Origin of the sequence: Dictyoglomus sp., assembly GCF_049968615.1 — a bacterium.
Taxonomy (GTDB): Bacteria; Dictyoglomota; Dictyoglomia; order Dictyoglomales; family Dictyoglomaceae; genus Dictyoglomus; species Dictyoglomus turgidum.
On record NZ_JBMFQK010000011.1, the window covers coordinates 30692 to 51985 of the forward strand.

Sequence of the window (21294 nt, forward strand, 5' to 3'; positions counted from 1 at the left end):
TTATCTTCTTAAACTCCTCTCAATTTCCATATAGAATTTACCTTTTGGAGTTACATTAATTTTATTTATCTTAAAATTTCCGAGTCCTTGGACTATTACCACATCTCCCTCCTCAAGCTCATAGTGAGTATCAGCTACTTTTTTTCCATTTACCGTAACAACGCCTGCCTTTATATAAGTTTGCATCTTACTTCTTGAAATTCCAAGAGCAGCACCACCAATAGAGTCTAACCTTTTAGAGCTTTCAGTAGTGCGTATGATTCTAGTAGCTTTTGAATAGGTTTTTAGTTGATCTAAGGTCAATAATTCAAAATTTATATTATTCTCCCCCAAAATCTTTTGAACCTCGAACAAAGTCTCGCTTGCCAGAACCATTTTTATTCCATCAGAATACCATATGTCACCTACCTTATCCAATAGAACATTTTTCTCAAAAATCTCTTTTAAAAAGGAGATGGACATCTTTTCTTCAGGATTTATACTTATACCTACTAAATATTTATTGTAATCAATGTATTCAATCAGTTCTATTTTATCTGAAATAAATCCTCTTTTTCTCTCTGCTCCATCTACACCACCATAAAGAGATGTGTATAATTCATTAGTAAAGTAACCACTTATTCTTTGGAAATAATATTGTTCTGTCAAACTTAAAAACCCAGTGACATATAATCCACCCTTCTGTGCTACTTTTTGAAATACATCATATAACTCTCTTACTTTCTCTTTAATCTTTTTATCCTTTATTTCTAAAAAAAGTTCATCAATCTTTTGTCCCATAGAGTCCTCCTTTTTTTGGTTTTATTATACAAGATTCTCTTTATAAAACCCAAAATTGCGTGTAAAATCTTTAAATAAAACAAAGAAAAAGAAAGGAGACTCTTACAGTATGAGAGTTGGGGTTCTTATTGGCGTAAAGTCAAGTGAAAAAGAAATTGCTTTAAAAACAGCTCGCAATATTATAAATGCCCTAAAGTTAAAGGGATATGATTATATTGAAATCCCTATCGATGAAAATGTGGTTGAAAATATTAAAAAATCAAAAATTGATGTGGCTATTATATCTGCTCATGGTAAATATGGAGAAGATGGAACTATTCAAGGATTACTTGAACTTTTAGGTATTCCTTACGTGGGATCCGGCGTCCTTGCAAGTGCTCTTGCTCTTGATAAAATGATGGCAAAAAAGATATTCACCTTCCATCAAATCCCAACTCCTAAATGGAAAGAGCTATCTAAGAAAGAAATTGAAACAAGAGATTTAAATGAAATTTTAAAAGACTTATCCTACCTTAAAAAACCGTGGATTATAAAACCTGCAACCCAGGGATCCACTATTGGTCTTTCATTAGTTAACCAAGAGGAAGAATTATTAAAAGGTATAGAACTTGCTTTTCAATACGATGAAAATATTATTGTGGAAGAATACATAAAAGGAATAGAAATTACTGCAGGAATTTATGATGTAAACAAGCCTATATGTTTACCCCTCATAGAGATCATACCTAAAACAGGATTTTACGATTATAAAACCAAATATACCCCAGGACTTTCAGATCATATAATTCCCGCAAGGCTACCTAAGGAAGTCTATGAAAAAGCCCAAGGGCTTGGCATATTAGCTCACCAAGCCCTCGGATGTAGACACCTCTCAAGAGTAGATATGATCGTAGAAGAAAACACAAACAATATCTACGTCTTAGAAGTAAACACCATTCCTGGAATGACAGAAACAAGCCTATACCCAGAAGCTGCAAAAGCTTTTGGTATAGAATTTCCTGACCTTATAGATAATTTCATAAAAGCAACCCTTAAAGTCATATAAATGAATTATCTTTTTTTACTGACCTTAGGCTTTGCAGTCATAATCTTCCAGAATAAGCATTGCTCTGGAATAATAGGACGCCCTGCTCTTCTTCTCCTATAAGCGTAGATACCAAAAGCAATTAAAAGTAAAGAAACAGTCTGAGAACCTGTTAAATAAAGGAAATTACGGGGATTATCTCTAAAGATTTCTACAAGGAAAAAAGCAAAAGAATAGTAAATAAAGAAATTAGTTGCTACTTCTCCGTCAAAGGTCTTTCTACTTTTAACTCTCAAAAGATATATAAACACAATAAGAAAAGCTATTGTATAGTAAAGTTCTGTTGCATGTCTATATCCATAAACATTTGGAAACTTTACTCCCCAAAGGAGAGGAGTCTCATACCCATAACAACAACCATTAAGAAAACATCCAATTCTACCTATAGCACTTCCTATAGCAACAGCAGGGGCTAATATGTCTAAAAACTTCCAATAATCAATCTTATACCTTTTCAAATAAAGCAAAACTACAACTAATGCTACAAGGAACCCTCCAAAAAATATTAATCCGCCATCCCATAGATGCAAGATAGTGATAGGATTAGTTTTATAAGCATTCCAGTACTTAATTACATAGACCGCTCTTGCTCCTATTATGGAGGAGATTATGCTCCATACCGCCACATTGAGCACATGATCTGGATTAATATTCTCCCTTTTAGCCCATCTCATAGCAAGGAGTATACCGATGAGAAAACCAAGAGCCACAAATGTTCCCCATGAGTAAATAACAATTGGTCCTATTTTGTACTTCAAAAACTGGAATTGTGGAATTGTAAGTAATTTTGGATACATCTCTTCTCTCTACCTCCTTCTCACTTTATTAGTTTAAAAAATACTAATACCCCTCCTAAGCTAATAAAAAGGTCTGCCAAATTAAAAACAAAAAAGTTCCTCAGATGAATAAAGTCTATCACATATCCATAAAAAACTCTATCATATAAATTCCCAAGAAGTCCACCTAAAATAAAAGCAAGTCCTATAAATCCAAATTTTCTATACAAAAGAACAAGGACAATTAGAGCTAAAAAATTAAAGATTAAAATGATTTTTCGTGCAATATCAATTCCAAAAGCAACACCATAGTTATGAGTAAGGTAAAAATTCAAGAAAAAATCAATATTTAATCTGCTAAAGTAGCCTCTTTCTGCGAGCTCTTTAGTGATCCTGTCTAAGAGAAAAATCAAAAGAACTAACAAGTATTTCATAAGTAGTAAAGAAGAGCTATTTCCCCACAGTCAGGGAATTTTGGGCATTTAACACAGTCACTCCATACCTTAAAAGGTAATGTTCTTTTGTCTACTTCAACAAAACCAAGTTTTTTAAAATACTCTGGAATATAGGTTAAAGCAAGTACTCTTTTTAGGCCTAAAAATTTAGCTTCTCTCAAACATGTATCTACAAGCTTCTTCCCATATCCCCTACCTCTATACTCATCTTTTACAATGACCGATCTTACTTCACCCAAATCTTCCCATATAATATGCAGAGCGGATGTTCCAACTACCTTTCCATCAATAACAAGAATGTAAAAATCCCTAATATTTTCATAAAGATCACTTAAGGATCTGGGAAGAAGCAGACCTTTTTCTGCGAATTCATTGATTATTTTATGAATTTCGGGTATGTCTTCTATCTTTGCTTTTCTTATCATATCTTTACCTCCGGTATAAAGGACTCAACAAATTCATTGGGATCAAAAGGCTTCAAATCATCCAACTCCTCACCAATGGTAACCAGCTTTACAGGTATATTAAATCTTTTTATCACGTTAAATATCACTCCTCCTTTAGCAGTTCCATCTAACTTAGTGAGTACAGCTCCTGTTAAGTTTACTGCATTATGAAAAATCTCTACCTGTCTTACCACATTTTGTCCTAAGGTAGCATCTATCACTACAAGATTCTCTGAGGGGGGATATCCTAAGGTTTTTTCCACTATTTTCTCTATCTTTTTAAGTTCCTCAACCAGATTACTTTTGGTATGCATTCTACCAGCAGTATCCACAAGAAGAACATCTTTATTTCTTGCCTTTGCAGCTTCAATAGCATTAAAAACCACTGCTCCAGGATCAGCACCCTCTTTTTGAGCTACAACATCTACTCCTACTCTCTCACCCCATCTTTTTATTTGATCAATAGCAGCAGCTCTAAAGGTGTCAGCAGCAGCTATAATAGGAAAATAGCCCAAGTTCTTAAGATAATATGCAAATTTACCCACAGTACTTGTCTTTCCTGTACCATTTACTCCTATGAAAATCACTACATTCAACCTATTATCATAAAGCCTTAGCTTATAGTCTAACCCATCCAATATACTTTTGAAGAAATCAAATAGAAAATCTCTAAGCTCTTGCATATCTGATATCTTTCTTTTCTTTATTTCGCCTATTATCTCATTAGTAAGTTCTATCCCTAAATCGCTCTGAATAAGTTCCATTTCAAGTTCATCTAAAAGTTCCGTATCAACTCTTGAAAATTTAAAAATATTTTGCAGTCTTTCTGCAAATCCTTTTATTTTTGGCAATCTATCCCAGAAACTCAATTTCATACCTCCTCTTTTACCTTCCAAGATAAAACTTGAGATGCTCCCTTTTCATTCAAAGTTACTCCATATATTATATCTGCATGCTGCATCAAGACAGGATTATGACTAATAAGAATGAACTGATTTCTATCACTAAGCTCCTTTATCTTCTTTCCCAAAATTTGAGCATTCTGATTATCTAAAGCCGCATCTATCTCGTCCCAAAAACAAAAGTTTACAGGAGCAAGTTCTACAGCCGATAAAAGGAGTACAATCCCTACTATACTCTTTTCACCACCTGAAAGCATCAACAAACTTTTCCAATTCTTTTTCTGAGAAGAAATTTTTAACTTTACTTCTGAATCAAGGACCTCCTTCTCATTTTCAATTAACAAATCAAACTCCGCATTTGGAAAGAATAATTTCCAATTGTTTTTAGCCCTATCTCTGAATGAACTAAAAGCGTTTAAAAATCTTCTTTCTGCTTCTTCCCTTGTATCTTTTATAATCTTTTTTAATGAATTAATAGAACCTTCAATATCTTCTATCTGGAAAAGAAGAGATTTATATTTTGACTCCTCTTCTTTCAACTTAGTCTCAGCAAGGAAATTTATTGGACCCAAAGATTCCATCTCTTGAATTATTTCTGATTCCAATTTCTTTAATTCCTCTTCAGAAAGATTTATCTTCACATCTAATCCATCTTTATAGTTTTTATCATACTCCATTTCTAATTCTTTGATCCTTTCTTGTAAATCTCTTTTTCTCTCCTCAAGAATCACAAGTTCTTCTCTCAATTTTTGCCATTCTCTCTCAAGCCTTTTTATCTCGTTCTTAATTCTTTCCCCTTCTTCAAGAAATTTTTTATTTTCAATTACAAAATTTTCTTTCTCACTATTTATTTTCTCATATTCATCTTTGCACTCATCCAAAGCCTTCTCCAACAAAATTAGTTCATCTCTAACTCTCTTCTCTTCTTCTTCTAAATCTTCTAATCTTTCTTTTAAGCCATTAAGATTTTCCTTAACTAATGTTAAATCTTTTTCAACCTCAATTTTTCTAATTCTCTTTTCGTCATAACTTTTCCTGAGATTTTCAACTTCCAACTTTTCTTTCTCAATTTCCTTGAGTAGGGAATCAAATTCTCTTAAGACAATCCTTCCCTCTTTAAGATAATCCTCATATAAATTAATTTTCTTTTCAAGTTCCACAAGAGCCTTCTCTTTTTCATTTATTTTATTTTCTATTCTTAACATTAAACTTTCTAACTTTTGCTTTAGCTTCCTATTTTTCTCAATGCTAATTCCTAATTCTTCTATATCCCTCTTTAAAAAGTTATTTGCCTCAGTATAATCTCTTATTTTCTCCTCAGCATCAAGGATCGCTCTCTCCGTATTAAGAGCCACTTCAACTCCAAACCTAACTCCTCCACTTATAGTCCCTGAAGGATGAAATACCTCCCCTTGAACAGTAACAATCCTCCAGCCTTCCCAAAGAAGATTCTTATAATTTGAGGCTGTCTGAAAATCTGTAAAGATTAATACATTCCCTAACACATTTTTGATTAATCTATCATATTTGGGATCATATTCAATCACATCTATGGCTCTTACAACATTAGAAATTTCTTGAGGGATTTCTCTTATTCTTTCATCTCTACATAAGGTAAGAGGTCTAAAAGTGGCCCAGCCAAGTTTTCTCTCTTTTAAATAGCCTATCAATTCTCTTGCAGTATTTTCATCGTCAACAACGATGTCGTATATAGTATTCCCCAAAAAGTTATATAGAGCCACCATGTATTCCTTAGGTATATTTATGAGATTTTTTAAGATATCATGAATTTTGTCCTTTTTATATACTAACAGTTCTCTAACTCCACGGGGGAGATTCTCAAGAGTGGCTTCTTTTAACTCGGCAAGAATATTGTTGAGCTTTAGTATCTCTATTCTATTCTTTTCATAAGTATCTTCTTTCTTTTTCAAAATCTTACTTTCCTCTAAAAGTTTACTTTCTATCTCTTCCCTATACCTTTCTAAAGTCTCAAGTTTCTTCCTATATTTAACAATAAAGTTTTCCAATTTCTCCTTTACGAACTTTAATTCTTCAATATCTGGCTGATCTTTCAAAACCTCAAAGGATTTTACTTTATCCTCTATCTTTCCTTTTTTTACAATAAGATCTTGAAGATAATCTTCCTTCTTCTTAAGCTCTATCTCAATTTTTGAAAACTCATCATGATTAAAATCCTGAAAAAGATTTCCAATCTCTTCTTCTCTCTTTTTTAATTCCAAGATTTTATCTTTTAAAAGAATTTTTTCCTTCTCAATATTCTTTAGATTCTCAACAAGAATTTTTTTCTTTTCAACATAGATGTTCTCCCTTAGGCTAAGGTCGTATATTCTTTGATCTATGCTCTTTAAAACTTCTTCCAAGCTTGATACCTTTTCCACTAATTTTTCATACCCTTTATTAAGATTTTCTCTTTTAGCTAAATTTTCAGAGATTAATTCGTTCAGTTCCAAAAGTCTTTTTTCAGCTTTTTCTTTTTCTATTAAGTACTTCTCAATATTTTCCTTTATCTTTCTCAAATTAATAAAAGCTAAAGTTTTTCTCACATCTTCCAACTTATTTTTCAATTCATTATATCTTTCAGCAATTCTTACCTCCGCCCTTAACTCCTCAATTACCCCTAAAAGCTCTTTTCGTTTTTCCTCCAGCTCTTGCCATTTGCTTTCGATTACTTCTAATTTAAGCAACAACTCTTTCACCTTTTCATGATATCCAGAAATACCTGCAATATTTTCTATCAATTCTCTTATTCTTCCATTTTCCTTTAAAATTAACTCGTCGATCTCTCCCTGACCTAAAAAAACAAAACTATACTTACCAAGCCCAAAATTATTAAGGAAAAACTGTACATCTTTTAACCTAACCCCTTTACCATTTAGATAATACTCGCTATCCTCATCCCTATACAGCTTCCTACTAATAAAATAATCTTCGTTGAAAATATTTAGACAGAGTTCTACTTTTGCATAGTTAGCCTTAGAATAAAACCTATTTCCTCCAAATATAATCTCGTCAGTTTTTTCTGCCCTTAGCGCCTTTATTCTTTGCTCACCAAGCACCCACCGAATAGCATCCAGTATATTACTCTTACCACTCCCATTAGGACCTGTAATAACAGTGAATTTCTGAGAAAAAGGAATTTTATTATTTCCAATAAAAGATTTAAAATTAGTAAGTTCTAAACTCTTAAGATAGATCATTTTTTATCTTCTCCAAAGCTTTTTGGGCTGCCTTAATTTCTGCTTCTCTTTTATTTTTTCCTTCTCCTTCTGATATCTTCTCATCATCAATCCATAATTCCACATAAAAGGTCTTGTCATGTTCAGGTCCTACTTCTCGAGACACGATATATTGAGGCTTTTTACCCTCTTTTTGAAGATAAGTCTGTAAAAGATTTTTCCAGTCAACCTCCATCTCTATACTTTCTATCTCTTCTTTAAAAATTTCCTCCACAAAATTTTTGGTATACTCATATCCTTTATCCAAATAGAGAGCTCCAATAAAAGCCTCAAAAAGATCACTTAGAATCGAAATTTTATCTCTTCCACCTTGTTTTTCTTCTCCTACCCCTAACAAAATCAATTCTCCAAGATCAAGGCTTTTTGCCTTTTTATATAGAGTCTCTTCTTTCACAAGATAAATTCTCTTTTGAGTTAAAAATCCCTCTGATGCCTCTCTATATCTTTGAAATAGAATTTCGGTAATTATCATATTTAAAACTGCGTCTCCAAGAAACTCAAGCCTTTGATTATCCTGTTTGAAATTAGGATTTTCATGCTTAAAAGAAGGGTGAGTCAAGGCCTCTATTAATAAGTCTTTGTCATTAAAAGAAACCCTAGTTTTCTCCTTTACTCTTTCTACTATATCTTCTACTTTTACATTTCTTATATTCCTGTCTCTCATCCTTCATACTTCTTAAATATAAGCGTAGCGTTTTGCCCTCCAAAACCAAAGGAGTTTTTTAAAGCATATTTTATATCCCATTTACGTGCTACATTAGGTACATAATCTAAATCACATTCTGGATCTTTCTCCTCATAATTTATAGTAGGATGAATTATACCCTCATATATGGACAATACTGTAGCTATAGACTCTACAGAAGCTGCTGCTCCAAGGAGATGTCCAACCATAGATTTGGTTGAGCTTACAGGGATTTTATATGCATACTCTCCAAAAACCTTCTTTATAGCAAGAGTCTCAATTTTATCATTTAATTTTGTAGAAGTCCCATGAGCATTTATATAATTAATATCTTCTGGATTTATACCTGCATCTTTAATCGCTCTTTTCATAGACAAAATTGCACCATTCCCCTCGGGATCTGGAGCAGTAATATGATATGCATCATCCGACGCACCAAAACCAACTATTTCTGCATAAATTCTTGCACCTCTATTTATAGCATGATTAAGTTCCTCAAGAATAAGAATTCCTGCTCCCTCTCCCATGACAAAGCCATCTCTCTTTGCATCAAAAGGTCTGCTTGCCTTTTCTGGCTCATCGTTTCGAGTAGATAAAGCTTGAAGAGCACAAAAACCAGCAATTCCCATTGGAGTTATGGAAGCTTCGCTTCCTCCAACAATAGCAAAATCCGCTTCTCCTGTAGAGACTAATCTATAGCCAATACCAATAGCATGAGCAGAAGAGGCGCAAGCAGAAACAGGAGAATAATTAGGCCCCTTAAATCCAAAGAAGATAGAAATATTTCCAGAGGCTATATTTATGATAACCATAGGTATTAGAAAAGGACTAATCCTATTTGGTCCCTTTTCAAATAAGGATCTAAATTGATTCTCTAAGGTCTCAAAACCACCTATTCCAGATGTAACAATAACAGCAGTATTTTCCTTCTCCTCTTCTGTAGGATTCCATCCTGAGTCTTCAAGAGCAAGCCTTGTAGCAGCAATAGCAAATTGGGAAAATCTATCAAGTCTTCTTGCTTCTCTTTTATCTATGAACTCCTCAGGGTTAAAATCTTTTACTTCACCTGCAATTTTTGTAGGAAAATCATCAGTTGGGAATTTTGAGATAAAAGAAATTCCTGATTTCCCTTTCTTAATATTCTCCCAAAAAACATCTTTTCCAATTCCAACAGGAGAAATAACACCTAAACCTGTAATCGCAACTCTTCTCCTCATTAAACGAAATACCCCCTTTAAAAATAAGGGTACTGGATTTTTACCAGTACCCTTTTACGAATATTATAGCCTCTTTTCTATATACCTTACTACATCACCCACAGTCTTAAAATTTTCAGCTTCTTCATCTTGCACATCAATACCAAACTCTTCTTCTAATGCCATTATTAGCTCTACTGCATCCAAAGAGTCGGCTCCTAAATCTTCTTGAATATTTGAGTCCATAGTAACAAGATTCTCATCTACTCTAAGTTGATCCACAATTATTTTTTTGACTTTTTCAAAAATGGTGCTCTCATCCATTTATCCCTTCACCTCCTTCCTATGTTAACTTTATAGAAAATACTAAATAGAAAGTCCTCCGTCAATACTTAAAACTACTCCAGTTATATACCCTGCCTCATCGGATGCAAGAAACTTTACAGCACTTGCCACATCTTTAGGATCTCCAAATCTTCCCATAGGTATTTCTTCCAGGGCTTTTTTCTTCATCTCCTCAGACAAAACCTCAGTCATATCTGTCAAAATAAATCCTGGTGCAACCGCATTTACTGTTATCCCTCTTGAAGCAACCTCCTTTGCCACAGCCTTTGTAAAGCCTATTATACCTGCCTTAGCAGCAGCATAATTTGCTTGACCTATATTCCCTCTCAAACCTATTACTGATGAAATATTTATTATTCTACCGTATCTTTGTTTCAACATGATCTTCACTGCCGACCTTGTACAGTAAAAAACACCTTTCAAATTTGTATTTATCACCTGATCCCACTCTTCACTCTTCATTCTTATTAGTAAATTGTCTCTTGTTATTCCTGCATTGTTAACTAATATATCTAACCTTCCCCATTTTTCAAGTACAAAATTGAACATCTTATCAACTTCTTCTTCTATACTAACGTCAGCTTTAAATACCTCTCCCTCACCACCTATCTTCTTTACTTCCTCTAAAGTCTCCATAGCTGCTTTTTCATTACCCTTATAGTTTATTAAAACTTTTGCCCCCTCTTTTGCAAAAGAGAGCACAATAGCCCTTCCTATTCCTCTACTACCTCCTGTAACTAAAGCTACTCTATCTTTCAACATATTATAACTCCCCCCTTATTTTCTCAAGATCCTCTACCTTTTCTACGCCTAAAACTTTTACATTGAAATCTATCTTTTTTATCAATCCCTGAAGAACTTTTCCAGGACCAACCTCTATAAAAATCCTCTCTCCCAAGTCAGTAAGCTTATTAATGGCATCTATCCATCTTACTGAAGATGTAAATTGTTTAACAAGTATTTCTTTTGCTTCTTCTTTACTCTTAACCACGTCACCAGTAGTGCTACTTACAATATAAGTTTTAGGATCACTAAATTCTATGTTTTCTAAATAACTTTTAAAAATTTCTTCAGCCTCTCTCATTAATGGTGAATGAAAAGGACCACTCACAGAAAGAGGCACAACCTTTTTTACCTTATTCTTCATCTTCGAATACCATATCTCAAAGGCTTCTTTTTTCCCAGACAATACCAACTGTGATGGTGCATTATAATTCGCAGCCCATAAAGGTATCTCTTCTTTTTGCAATTCCATAAGACTCTCTTCTATCTCACTTAAATCTCCTATTACCGCCCACATTCCCCCATCTACTCTCTCAGCCACACTGCTCATAACCTCAGCTCTCTTTTTTATAAGCTTTAATCCAGTTTCAAAATTAAAAACCTTACCTGCATAAAATGCAGAATACTCTCCTAAACTATGGCCAACTAAATATTTAGGAATTACACCATTTTCCATAAGATAATCAGATAAAATTGCACTAACAATAAAAATCCCTGGCTGAGATATTCTTGTATCTCTCAAAACATCCTCAGGACCCTCTTGCACTTTTTTAATAAAATCTTCTCCTACTACCTCTTTAACTCTTTCAAAGTAATCTTTAAATTCTTCCTTATCTAAAAATTCTGAGAACATACCTACATATTGAGAACCTTGTCCTGGAAAAACAAATACACTCATAACCTCACCCTCAATAAAATTTAAATTTCCTTCCACCTCATTACGGCTGAACCCCAGGATAATCCAGCTCCAAAACCTACCAACGCTACAATATCCCCATCTTTTAATTTTTTCTCCTTTATTAGCTCCTCCAAAGCAAGAGGAATAGAAGCGGTAGAAGTATTTCCATATTTTTGTAGATTAATAGCCACCTTATCAAGGGGTATACCTAATCTTTCTGCACCAGCTTCAATTATTCTTATATTTGCTTGATGAGGAACAAGCCAATTAAGATCTTTTGAACTCAAACCTGCTTTTGATAGCGCTTCCTCAGTAACCTCACCTATTACTCTTACAGAAAATTTAAATACTTCTCTTCCATTCATTTTTATATAATGAAGCTTATTCTTAAGTACCTCTTCAGAACAAGGATATTTAGCACAACCCCCAGGAATAGCTAAAAGATCTGCTCCAGACCCATCTAAATGAAGACTCCAAGAAAGTAAACCATAATTATCTCCGACCTCTCTTAAAATTACTGCTCCCGCACCATCTCCAAAAAGAACACATGTGTTTCTATCTTCCCAATCAATAAAACGTGAAAGGACTTCTGTACCTATCACTAATACAGTTTTTACATCTCCCGTTCTTATGAATTGAGCACCAGTTATTACCGAAGATACAAACCCTGTGCATGCACTCAAGAGATCAAACCCACCAGCATTTTTTGCTCCTATTTTGTTCTGAATTATAGCAGCCATAGAAGGAAAAACCATTTCAAGTGAGGCAGAAGTTACAATAATCAAATCTATTTCCTCTGGTGATATCTTTGCCATTTCTATAGCTTTTAACGCTGCTTCTGCTCCTAAATCTGAAGGAGTTGTCTTATTATCTGCAATTCGCCTTTCTTTTATTCCCGTCCTTGTTGTGATCCATTCATCAGATGTATCTACCATTTTTTCAAGGTCAAAATTAGTTAAAACACGAGAGGGAACTGCCGTCCCAATTCCTATTATCCCTACACCCATTTTCAAATCTCCTTAAAAAATTATTCTTCCTTTTCTGACTTTACAGCTATAACTTCCCTTCCCTCATAATACCCGCAAAAGGGGCATACCCTATGAGGTCTAATTTTCTTATGACAGTGAGGACACTCTACAAGAGCCACGCCACTAAGTTTATACCTTACCCATCTTCTATCTCTTCTTGTAGTTGAAAGTTTTTTCTTTGGAAGTCCCATTACCTATTTCCCTCCTTTTTATCCATAAACTTCATTAATGGCTCCCACCTAGGGTCAACTTGTATCTTCTTTGAGCACTCGCATTCACCTAAATTTAAATCTTGACCACAAACAGGACACAAACCTTTACAATCTGGACGGCAGAGAGGCTTAACTGGAATATTCAATCTTATAATATCTTCCACCAAGGGATCTAAAAATAAACTTTCTTTTTCAAGAACAAACTTAAAATCCTCATCTTTAAGTTCTATAATTTCTCCAGGGCTAATATTTCTTTGTATAGGAATATCCCATAAATATATCTCCTGAATCTTTGCCTCAAGCTCATAAGGAAATTCTCTTAAACACCTACTACATACAAGTTTAATTTTTGTTTTTAAAGACCCTTTTATTAAAACCTCTTTTCCCAAATTCACTAATTTTAGCTTTACATGTACAGGTTCTATAAAAGAAATATCTTCACAATGGGGAATAAAATCCTCCTCAAAATGAAAAACCTTTCCTACTTCTGAATGTAAATCAGCAAGATAAATTTCCACTATATCACCTTCTTAATTATTTTTTCACCTACTACTCTTACTGTTTCCCTTGCAATCATTAATTCCTCATTGGTAGGTATAACCCAAACTTCCACCTTAGAATCAGGAGCACTAATTCTTAACTCCTCTCCTTTAACTTTATTCTTCTCAGGATCAAGCTTTATACCAAGATGCTCTAAACCACTACATATTAAACTTCTCTCCAAAGGTCCCCTTTCTCCAACGCCTGCTGTAAACACTAGCACGTCAAGTCCACCAAGAATTGCATAATAGGCACCAATATACTTCTTTACCCTATAAGCAAAAACTTTTAAGGCCAATTCAGCCCTCTTATTGCCTTTTTCAGCCGCCTCACCCACATCCCTAAAATCACTACTTACTCCGGATATTCCTAAAATACCACTTTTCTTATTTAAAATTTCATCTATCTGTTTTGGAGTTAAATTTTCTTTTTCCATTAACAAAATAGGGATAGCAGGATCAATGTCTCCACATCTCGTTCCCATTACAAGTCCTTCTAACGGGGTATATCCCATGCTGGTATCAATAGATTTACCATTTTTAATAGCAGTTATACTTGCTCCATTTCCCAAGTGACAAGAGATAATTTTTAGCTCTTCCACAGGTCTTCCTATTAGTTCTGCTACTCTTCTTGATACATAGTAATGCGAAGTACCATGAAAACCATATCTTCTTATCTTATATTTTTCATACCACTCATAAGGTAAAGCATAAATATATGCTTCTTCAGGCATGGTTTGGTGAAAAGATGTATCAAATACAAGAACCTGTGGGACCCCTGGCATCAATTCTGAACATGCATCAACTCCTTGAAGATTATAAGGATTATGCAAAGGTGCCAAATCAAGTATCCCTTTAAAGATACTATATACTTCATCATTCACAAGAACAGACTCTACAAATTTATCCCCTCCATGTACTACTCTATGCCCTACCGCATCAATCTCATTTAAAGATTGTAAAACCCCATTGTTCTTGTCTACTAATAATTTGAAAATTTCTTCAATAGCTTTTTTATGAGTAGGTAAAGGAATTTCGAAAACTTTTTTCGCCTCTGAACCCCTTTGATAAACTATCCTTGAGCCTTCAAGCCCTATCCTTTCTGCAAGCCCCTTCGCTAACACACTCTCATTCTTCATGTCAAAAACCTGATATTTAACTGATGAACTTCCACAGTTCAAAACAAGTACCTTCATAGCTACCTCCTTTTCTACCTTGAAATTCTCCACGTAATTATACTATGGTGATATTTTTTTAACAACATTTGGAAGAGTTTTTAATAATTTATTAAATTTTACGTATATGCACTACCGGTATATTGTTTTTTCTAAATATCTCGTTTACAAAAGTAAGATCCTCGGTCTCTAATCTAAGAACTAAATAACCATAATCTTCCGTGTCTTCCGCTGGAAAAGTAGCCATACTCATTATGTTTATATTCTCCTTAGCTATAAGGCTTACAATATGAGCTATCTCGCCAGGAGTATTTTTTATTCTTAAAGTATATCTTAACCCCTTCTTCCCATTACCAAGCATCTCAATGAACGCTCTAAAAATATCACTTTCAGTTATTATACCTACCACCTCATCATTTTCAATAACCGGCAAAGCACTTATCTTGTTATTTCTCATAATTAAAGCTGCTTCCTCGATAGGAGCATCAGCATCAACAGTAATAGGATTAGGGGTCATGGCATCTTTTACTTTCAACTTCTCTAATAAATAATTTATTTCAAAAATACTTAAAGAAGTAGCCTGAGAGGGAGAGACTGATCTTAAATCCCTCTCGGTAACAATTCCCACAAGCTTCCCCTTCTCCATCACAAGCAGTCTTCTCACTTGAGAATCCTGCATAATCTTCCATGCTTCCAAAATAGATGTCTCTGGAGAAACACTTATAGGATTTTTTGTCATTCTCATTCTAACAAGCATTTTAAATCAACCTCCTAAATAGGCCTTCTTAACAGCCTCATTATTGGCAACTTCCTGAGTAGTCCCAGAAAGCACTATTTTTCCGGTCTCCATTACATAAACCCTATGGGCTATGGAAAAGGCCATATTAGCGTTTTGTTCAACCAAAAGCAAAGTTCTTTTTTCTTCATTTATCTTCTTTAAAACAGAAAAGATTTCCTGAACAAGGAGAGGAGCAAGTCCCATGGAAGGTTCATCAAGAAGAAGAAGTCTTGCATTGGACATTAACGCCCTCCCTATTGCAAGCATTTGTTGTTCTCCACCACTTAGTGTTCCGGCAAGCTGTTTTTCCCTTTCCTTAAGTCTTGGGAATAAAGAATAAACAAAATCAAGATTATTTTTGATTATATTCTTGTCCTTTATTAGAAACGCTCCCATCTCCAAATTTTCCCTAACAGTCATATTAGGAAAAACTCTTCTTCCCTCAGGAACATGAGCTATTCCAAGAGAAGCTACTCTATGAGTAGGAACCTTAGTTAGATTTATTTCATAAAAGAAAATATCTCCTTTAACAATAGGCGTAAGGCGGAATATGGACCTTAAAGTAGTGGTCTTTCCCGCTCCATTTGCTCCTACAAGAGCTACCACTTCTCCTTCGTTTACATCAATATTTATACCTTGAAGAGCCTTTATTCCACCATAATAAACATGAAGATCTCTAATGGATAACACCTTTTACCTCCTTACCTAAATAAGCTTCAATCACTCGAGGATCATTTCTTACTTTTTCTGGATTTCCCTCTGCTATTTTCATTCCAAAATCAAGTACAATAATCCTTTTACAGATATTCATGACTACTTCCATATGGTGCTCTATTAATAAGACTGTTAAATCAAATTTGTCTCTAATAGTTGCTATCAAATCCACAAGCTCTAAAGATTCGTTTAGGTTCATTCCTGCTGCAGGCTCGTCTAAGAGAAGAAGAGTAGGATTTGTAGCCAATGCTCTTGCAATCTCAAGTTTTCTTTGCTCACCATAGGGTAAATTTTCTGCAGTATCATTCTTTCTCCTATACAATCCAAAAAACTCCAGGATTTCTTCTGCCCTTTCTTTTTGAAGACTTTCTTCTACGCTATATCTTTTGTTTTGTAAAATAGCATCCAGCATATGAGCATTGTATACTTTATGCATAGCTATCATGACATTTTCCATAACCGAAAGTTTCTTAAACAATCTCGGATTTTGGAAGGTTCTTGCTATACCTAACCTAGTAATTTGATAAGGTTTAAGTCCCACTATATTTTTTCCATTAAATATTATCTCCCCTTTTAAAGGAAGATAAAAGCCAGTGATTAAATTAAAAACCGTAGTTTTCCCTGCCCCATTAGGACCTATTATTCCTAAGATCTCATTCTTATGGAGTTCAAAAGATAAGTCTGAAACTGCCATTAATCCTCCAAAAGCACAAGAAAGATTTTTTACTTCAAGGATTTTCATCTTACATTCCCTATCCTTTTATTTAATTTTCTCACAATACTACCCAATGATATTTCCTTATTCCCCATGAGACCTGTGGGTCTAATAAGCATTAAAACAATCAAAGTCAAAGAATAAATAATTAACCTTAAGCTTGAAAATCCTCTTAAAGCTTCAGGAAGTACTGTTAAAACAAAAGCTCCTATAATAGAGCCTGTTAAACTTCCAAGTCCCCCAAGAACTATCATAAGCAAAATTTCAACTGATCTCATAAAGGTGAAACTTGCAGGATGAAGAAGCATTAAATAATGTCCAAAAAGACCCCCTGCTACACCAGCAAAAAATGCTCCAATGGAAAAGGCAAGAACCTTATAATAAGTTGTATTTACTCCCATAGCCTCGGATGCGGTTTCATCTTCCCTAATAGATATTATGGCACGACCATGAGATGAATTTATCATCCTGTATAAAACAATAAAACAAATAAAAGCCCAGAACATCACCCAAACGCTATTAGTGAGCTGAGGAATGCCAGGAAAACCTCTAGCACCTCCCACTACATCCATATTGTAAATTATTACCCTTATTATTTCTCCAAATCCTAAGGTTGCAATGGCAAGATAATCTCCTTTTAACCTCAAAGTAGGAATACCAATTATAATTCCTAATAATGCTGAGAAAAGTCCTCCTGCAATAAGAAAAATAAAAAAGGCTATATTTTTACTAATACTTTCAGGCATAAAACTTAAAAGTTTTATAATCTTGTCTCCATGATAAATGGTCAAAGCAGCTGATAAATATCCACCTGCAGCCATAAAACCTGCATGTCCTATAGAAAATTGCCCCGTAAAACCATTAATAAGGTTCAAACTCATAGCAAGGATAGAGTTAATTCCCCAAAAAATGAGAATTTGATAAAAATAAGGATTAAGCCCTTGGCTAAGCCTTGCAAGGACTAATAAAATTATAAGAGCAATTAAAGTAAGAATATTCCTTTTCATTATACCTTTTCCCTCATATATTTTCCTAATATTCCCGTAGGCTTAATTAAAAGAATGATTATCAGTATTACAAAGGCAACTGCATCCCTTATAGTGGAGGATATAAAACCCGATACCAAAACTTCAGCAATTCCCATTATAAATCCTCCCAACATAGCTCCTGGGATAATTCCAATACCACCTAAAACAGCAGCTACAAAAGCTTTTAAACCAGGCATAACTCCCATATAAGGCTCAATCTTATTAAAGTACATCCCTACTAGAACACCACCTGCTGCAGCAAGAGCAGAGCCCAAAGCAAAAGTGAAACTTATAACATTATCTATATTTACACCAAGCATCTGTGCCATTTCTTTATCTTGAGAAACTGCCCTCATGGCTCTACCAATTTTTGTCTTATTCACAATAAATTGTAAAAACAGCATGAGTAAGATCGAAACAGAAAGAATAATTATTTGCTTGTTAGTAATTATAAGTTCACCTATAAAATAAATTTCGGTAGGAATTTTTTGAGGAAAAGCTCGAGGAGTTGCTCCAACCAAAAGAACCATTATATTTTCAAGAAAAAAAGATACTCCTATTGCAGTTATCAAAAGAGAAATTCTTGGAGCATTTCTTAAAGGCTTGTAAGCTAATTTCTCAACTAAGATACCAATAACTGCAGTAAGCAACATGGCCACTATTAAGCCGAACGCAAAAGGCATATTCCAGCTTCCAAGAGCAAAAAACCCAATAAAAGCTCCAAGCATGTATATATCCCCATGGGCAAAATTTATCAGCCTTAGTATCCCATATACCATAGTGTAACCCAAAGCTATTAGGGCATATATACTACCCAAAGATATTCCATTTATAATCTGCTGTAATATATTTTCAAGCATATTTTCCTATTTAGCCTTTCTAATCAAGATTAAATTATACATAAAAGGGGGGATATTTTCTATCCCCCCATACCTTATTAAGGTTTTACAGTGGTATAGTAGACTACCTTTCCACCCTTAATTTGAAGTATAAATGCGCTCTTTATAGCATTTCTGTTAGCATCAAAGGTCATACTTCCAGTTACCCCTCTAAAGGTCTTCATAGAAGCCAAAGCTTCTTTTATCTTTACAGGATCAGTTGTTCCTGCTTTCTTAATACCCTCTAATAAGAACTTCATAGCATCATATTTAAGAGCTGCAAGAGCATCAGGAGCCATTCCATATTTCTTTGTATAGTTCTTCACAAAAGTTTGAACCAAAAGATCTTTTGCGTCTGGAGTGAAGTGGTTTGTATAGAAACACCCTTCGGCTGCTTTTGCTGCTTGTTTCAAAAGTTCTGGAGAATCCCAACCATCACCACCACCAAAAGGTACTGTAATACCAAGCTCTCTTGCCTGGTTTAAAATAGGAGCTACATCAGAATAGTATCCTGGAACAAAGACAAAATCAGGCTTTGAAGCTTTAATTTTAGTAAGCTGTGCCCTAAAATCAGTGTCTCCTTCAGAATAGGATTCGTCTGCTACAATTTTTCCTCCAAGAGCAACATATTTTTTCTTGAAAGAATCGGCAAGACCTTTACTATAATCGCTGGTTACAGCAGTAAGTACTGCAGCTGTTTTGGCTTTTAAGTTTTTATATGCAAAATTAGCCATTACTTCACCTTGGAAATCATCTAAGAAGCATACCCTGAAAATAAAGTCTCCCACTTGGGTAACCTTCGGATTTGTAGCGGTACCTGTAACAAGCACCACTTTTGCACTTTGAGCTATGGGTCCAATGGTAAGAGCTTCGGAACTTGTAACACCACCAACAATAGCCACAACTTTGTCTCTCTCTATTAACTTCTTAGCTGCGTTTGCAGCCTCTTCAAGCTTATATTGATCATCTTCAATAATAAGCTCTATTTTGCTTCCTAATACTCCACCTCTTGCATTAGCTTCTTCTACAGCCATCTTAGCCCCATTAGAACAGGAAATTCCAAAGGTTGCAATTGGTCCTGTGATAGGAAAGATTCCCCCAATTTTAATTGTTCCTGCAGCTTGCAAAGGAAGAACAAAAAGGGCAAGAACTAAAAGTGCAATAACGAAAATTTTAACAAAACGCTTCATATCTTCACCTCCCTAAAATTATGTGTATTAATAAAAAACAGGGATGCTCCTCTAACAGAACATCCCTGTTCTTAGTAATTCAAGTATAACCAAATTATGTAGTAATGTCAACTTAATTATCTATGGATAAATTCGATATATCATTCTTGGGAAAGGAATTGCCTCTCTTACATGTTTTAATCCACATATCCAAGCCACAGTTCTTTCAATCCCAAGCCCAAATCCCGAATGAGGAACACTTCCATATCTTCTCAAATCTAAATACCACTCAAAAACCTCTCTTGGTAAATTGTATTCTTCTAACTTTTTCTCTAAAAGTTTCAGATCATGTATCCTTTGGCTACCTCCAATTATTTCTCCATATCCTTCAGGAGCTAAAAGGTCATTATTCAGAACCTCATTGGGATTCTCTGGATCTGGTTGCATATAGAAAGGTTTTATTTTAGCAGGATAATGATGAATAAATACAGGCTTATCAAACTGATTTGATATTATGGTCTCTTCGTCACCTCCAAAATCATCTCCATATTCTATATCTTGTCCATTCCTCTTAAGAATCTCTATAGCTTCCCTATAAGTTATCCTTGGGAAAGGAGGCACAACCTTTTCAAGAGGTTTTGTATCCCTCTCTAAAATCTCTAATTCTCTTTTTCTCTTTTCCAAAACCCTCTGGACTATATAGCTTACTAATTCCTCTTGAAGTTTCATATTATCTTGCCAATCCCAAAAAGCCATCTCAGGTTCAACCATCCAAAACTCTGTCAAATGCCTTCTGGTTTTCGACTTCTCAGCTCTAAAAGCAGGACCAAAACAGTACACCTTCCCAAAAGCCATACAAGCTGCTTCCATATATAATTGTCCACTTTGAGAAAGATATGCCTTCCCAAGATCAAAATAATCTAGAGAAAAGAGAGTAGTTGTACCTTCACAGGAAGAAGGGGTAAGTATGGGAGCATCAATCAGAACAAATCCTTTCTCGTCCAAAAAATCTCTAATAGCTTTAACTACTTCACTTCTTATTCTTAAAATGGCATTTTGTTTACGAGATCTAATCCAAAGATGTCTCCTCTCAAGAAGGAAATCTACAGAGTGGTCCTTTTTCTGTATAGGATAATCTTCAGAATAAGAAACTATATTAACTCTTTTAAGTAGTAATTCGTATCCTCCCGGAGCTCTAGGCTCTCTCCTCAAATCTCCAACCACAATAAGTGAGGATTCAATAGGTATTTTCTCAAAACTATCCAACTCCTCTTCGGTGAAATTATCCAAAGTAGCTACTCCTTGAATATATCCTGTACCATCTCTTATTATAAGAAATACAATTTTGCCACTAGATCTTTTGTTAAAAAGCCAACCTCTTATCTCAACTTCTCCTTCTTGGATCCTTGGTATATCTTCGATATAAACCCAAGAAGCTGCCATAGCTTCAT

Annotated in this window: 23 protein-coding genes; 1 reads left to right on the plus strand and 22 read right to left on the minus strand. The window is 34.5% G+C overall.

Annotation, left to right across the window (positions count from 1 at the left end; translation table 11 throughout):
• Positions 1–780, minus strand: coding sequence for a S4 domain-containing protein (locus ACP5QL_RS07825; protein WP_272995745.1), 780 nt, complete (start codon positions 778–780; stop codon positions 1–3).
• Between the two features lie 109 nt (positions 781–889).
• Here ACP5QL_RS07825 and ACP5QL_RS07830 point away from each other — a divergent pair, with 109 nt between their 5' ends.
• The gene (locus ACP5QL_RS07830) at positions 890–1825 is read left to right on the plus strand and encodes a D-alanine--D-alanine ligase family protein (protein ID WP_012583317.1); all 936 of its coding nucleotides are present in this window, start codon (positions 890–892) and stop codon (positions 1823–1825) included.
• Between the two features lie 5 nt (positions 1826–1830).
• On the opposite strand, the gene lgt is transcribed toward ACP5QL_RS07830, so the two are convergent.
• The 21 genes from lgt to asnS all read right to left on the minus strand — a co-directional run bounded on the left by lgt (position 1831) and on the right by asnS (position 21286).
• A complete protein-coding gene (gene lgt / locus ACP5QL_RS07835; protein WP_428126682.1) occupies positions 1831–2661 on the minus strand; it encodes a prolipoprotein diacylglyceryl transferase in 831 nt (276 codons plus the stop codon).
• Between the two features lie 20 nt (positions 2662–2681).
• Positions 2682–3053, minus strand: coding sequence for a signal peptidase II (locus ACP5QL_RS07840; RefSeq protein WP_272995749.1), 372 nt, complete (start codon positions 3051–3053; stop codon positions 2682–2684).
• Between the two features lie 17 nt (positions 3054–3070).
• Entirely contained in the window at positions 3071–3520 is a 450-nt protein-coding gene (locus ACP5QL_RS07845; RefSeq protein WP_012583314.1) for an N-acetyltransferase, read from the minus strand.
• Positions 3517–4416, minus strand: a complete 900-nt coding sequence (ftsY, locus tag ACP5QL_RS07850; RefSeq protein WP_012583313.1) for a signal recognition particle-docking protein FtsY — start codon at positions 4414–4416, stop codon at positions 3517–3519. The genes ACP5QL_RS07845 and ftsY overlap by 4 nt, the downstream gene beginning before the upstream one ends.
• Complete coding sequence (locus ACP5QL_RS07855; protein WP_273334215.1) at positions 4413–7661, minus strand: ATP-binding protein; 3249 nt, start codon at positions 7659–7661, stop codon at positions 4413–4415. The genes ftsY and ACP5QL_RS07855 overlap by 4 nt, the downstream gene beginning before the upstream one ends.
• Entirely contained in the window at positions 7648–8364 is a 717-nt protein-coding gene (rnc, locus tag ACP5QL_RS07860; protein ID WP_012583311.1) for a ribonuclease III, read from the minus strand. Before rnc ends, ACP5QL_RS07855 begins: the two co-directional genes overlap by 14 nt.
• The gene (fabF, locus tag ACP5QL_RS07865; RefSeq protein ID WP_428126701.1) at positions 8361–9602 is read right to left on the minus strand and encodes a beta-ketoacyl-ACP synthase II; all 1242 of its coding nucleotides are present in this window, start codon (positions 9600–9602) and stop codon (positions 8361–8363) included. Before fabF ends, rnc begins: the two co-directional genes overlap by 4 nt.
• A gap of 63 nt (positions 9603–9665) precedes the next feature.
• On the minus strand, positions 9666–9905 hold the full coding sequence (gene acpP / locus ACP5QL_RS07870) for an acyl carrier protein (protein ID WP_012583309.1): 240 nt from the start codon (positions 9903–9905) through the stop codon (positions 9666–9668).
• Between the two features lie 42 nt (positions 9906–9947).
• Entirely contained in the window at positions 9948–10688 is a 741-nt protein-coding gene (fabG, locus tag ACP5QL_RS07875) for a 3-oxoacyl-[acyl-carrier-protein] reductase (protein ID WP_012583308.1), read from the minus strand.
• A 1-nt stretch (position 10689) separates the two neighbouring features.
• Complete coding sequence (gene fabD, locus ACP5QL_RS07880) at positions 10690–11607, minus strand: ACP S-malonyltransferase (protein ID WP_272995658.1); 918 nt, start codon at positions 11605–11607, stop codon at positions 10690–10692.
• A gap of 20 nt (positions 11608–11627) precedes the next feature.
• Positions 11628–12614: a beta-ketoacyl-ACP synthase III gene (locus ACP5QL_RS07885; protein ID WP_012583306.1), complete on the minus strand. Its 987-nt coding sequence runs from the start codon at positions 12612–12614 to the stop codon at positions 11628–11630.
• A 20-nt stretch (positions 12615–12634) separates the two neighbouring features.
• The gene (gene rpmF, locus ACP5QL_RS07890; protein WP_012583305.1) at positions 12635–12826 is read right to left on the minus strand and encodes a 50S ribosomal protein L32; all 192 of its coding nucleotides are present in this window, start codon (positions 12824–12826) and stop codon (positions 12635–12637) included.
• Positions 12826–13365 carry a YceD family protein gene (locus ACP5QL_RS07895; RefSeq protein WP_272995661.1) on the minus strand — a complete coding sequence of 180 codons (540 nt, stop codon included), beginning with the start codon at positions 13363–13365 and terminating at the stop codon, positions 12826–12828. The genes rpmF and ACP5QL_RS07895 overlap by 1 nt, the downstream gene beginning before the upstream one ends.
• A complete protein-coding gene (locus tag ACP5QL_RS07900) occupies positions 13365–14582 on the minus strand; it encodes an acetate/propionate family kinase (protein WP_424662414.1) in 1218 nt (405 codons plus the stop codon). Before ACP5QL_RS07900 ends, ACP5QL_RS07895 begins: the two co-directional genes overlap by 1 nt.
• A 91-nt stretch (positions 14583–14673) precedes the next feature.
• Positions 14674–15318, minus strand: coding sequence for a CBS and ACT domain-containing protein (locus ACP5QL_RS07905; protein WP_012583302.1), 645 nt, complete (start codon positions 15316–15318; stop codon positions 14674–14676).
• Between the two features lie 6 nt (positions 15319–15324).
• Entirely contained in the window at positions 15325–16029 is a 705-nt protein-coding gene (locus ACP5QL_RS07910; RefSeq protein WP_012583301.1) for an ABC transporter ATP-binding protein, read from the minus strand.
• Positions 16016–16795, minus strand: a complete 780-nt coding sequence (locus tag ACP5QL_RS07915) for an ABC transporter ATP-binding protein (RefSeq protein WP_012583300.1) — start codon at positions 16793–16795, stop codon at positions 16016–16018. The genes ACP5QL_RS07910 and ACP5QL_RS07915 overlap by 14 nt, the downstream gene beginning before the upstream one ends.
• Positions 16792–17775: a branched-chain amino acid ABC transporter permease gene (locus ACP5QL_RS07920; RefSeq protein ID WP_012583299.1), complete on the minus strand. Its 984-nt coding sequence runs from the start codon at positions 17773–17775 to the stop codon at positions 16792–16794. The genes ACP5QL_RS07915 and ACP5QL_RS07920 overlap by 4 nt, the downstream gene beginning before the upstream one ends.
• Positions 17775–18656 carry a branched-chain amino acid ABC transporter permease gene (locus tag ACP5QL_RS07925; protein ID WP_012583298.1) on the minus strand — a complete coding sequence of 294 codons (882 nt, stop codon included), beginning with the start codon at positions 18654–18656 and terminating at the stop codon, positions 17775–17777. The genes ACP5QL_RS07920 and ACP5QL_RS07925 overlap by 1 nt, the downstream gene beginning before the upstream one ends.
• A gap of 77 nt (positions 18657–18733) precedes the next feature.
• Positions 18734–19864, minus strand: coding sequence for an ABC transporter substrate-binding protein (locus ACP5QL_RS07930; protein WP_428126734.1), 1131 nt, complete (start codon positions 19862–19864; stop codon positions 18734–18736).
• A 120-nt stretch (positions 19865–19984) separates the two neighbouring features.
• Positions 19985–21286 (minus strand): asparagine--tRNA ligase, encoded by a 1302-nt coding sequence (gene asnS / locus ACP5QL_RS07935; protein ID WP_012583296.1) that lies wholly within the window; start codon positions 21284–21286, stop codon positions 19985–19987.
• Positions 21287–21294 lie beyond the last annotated feature (8 nt).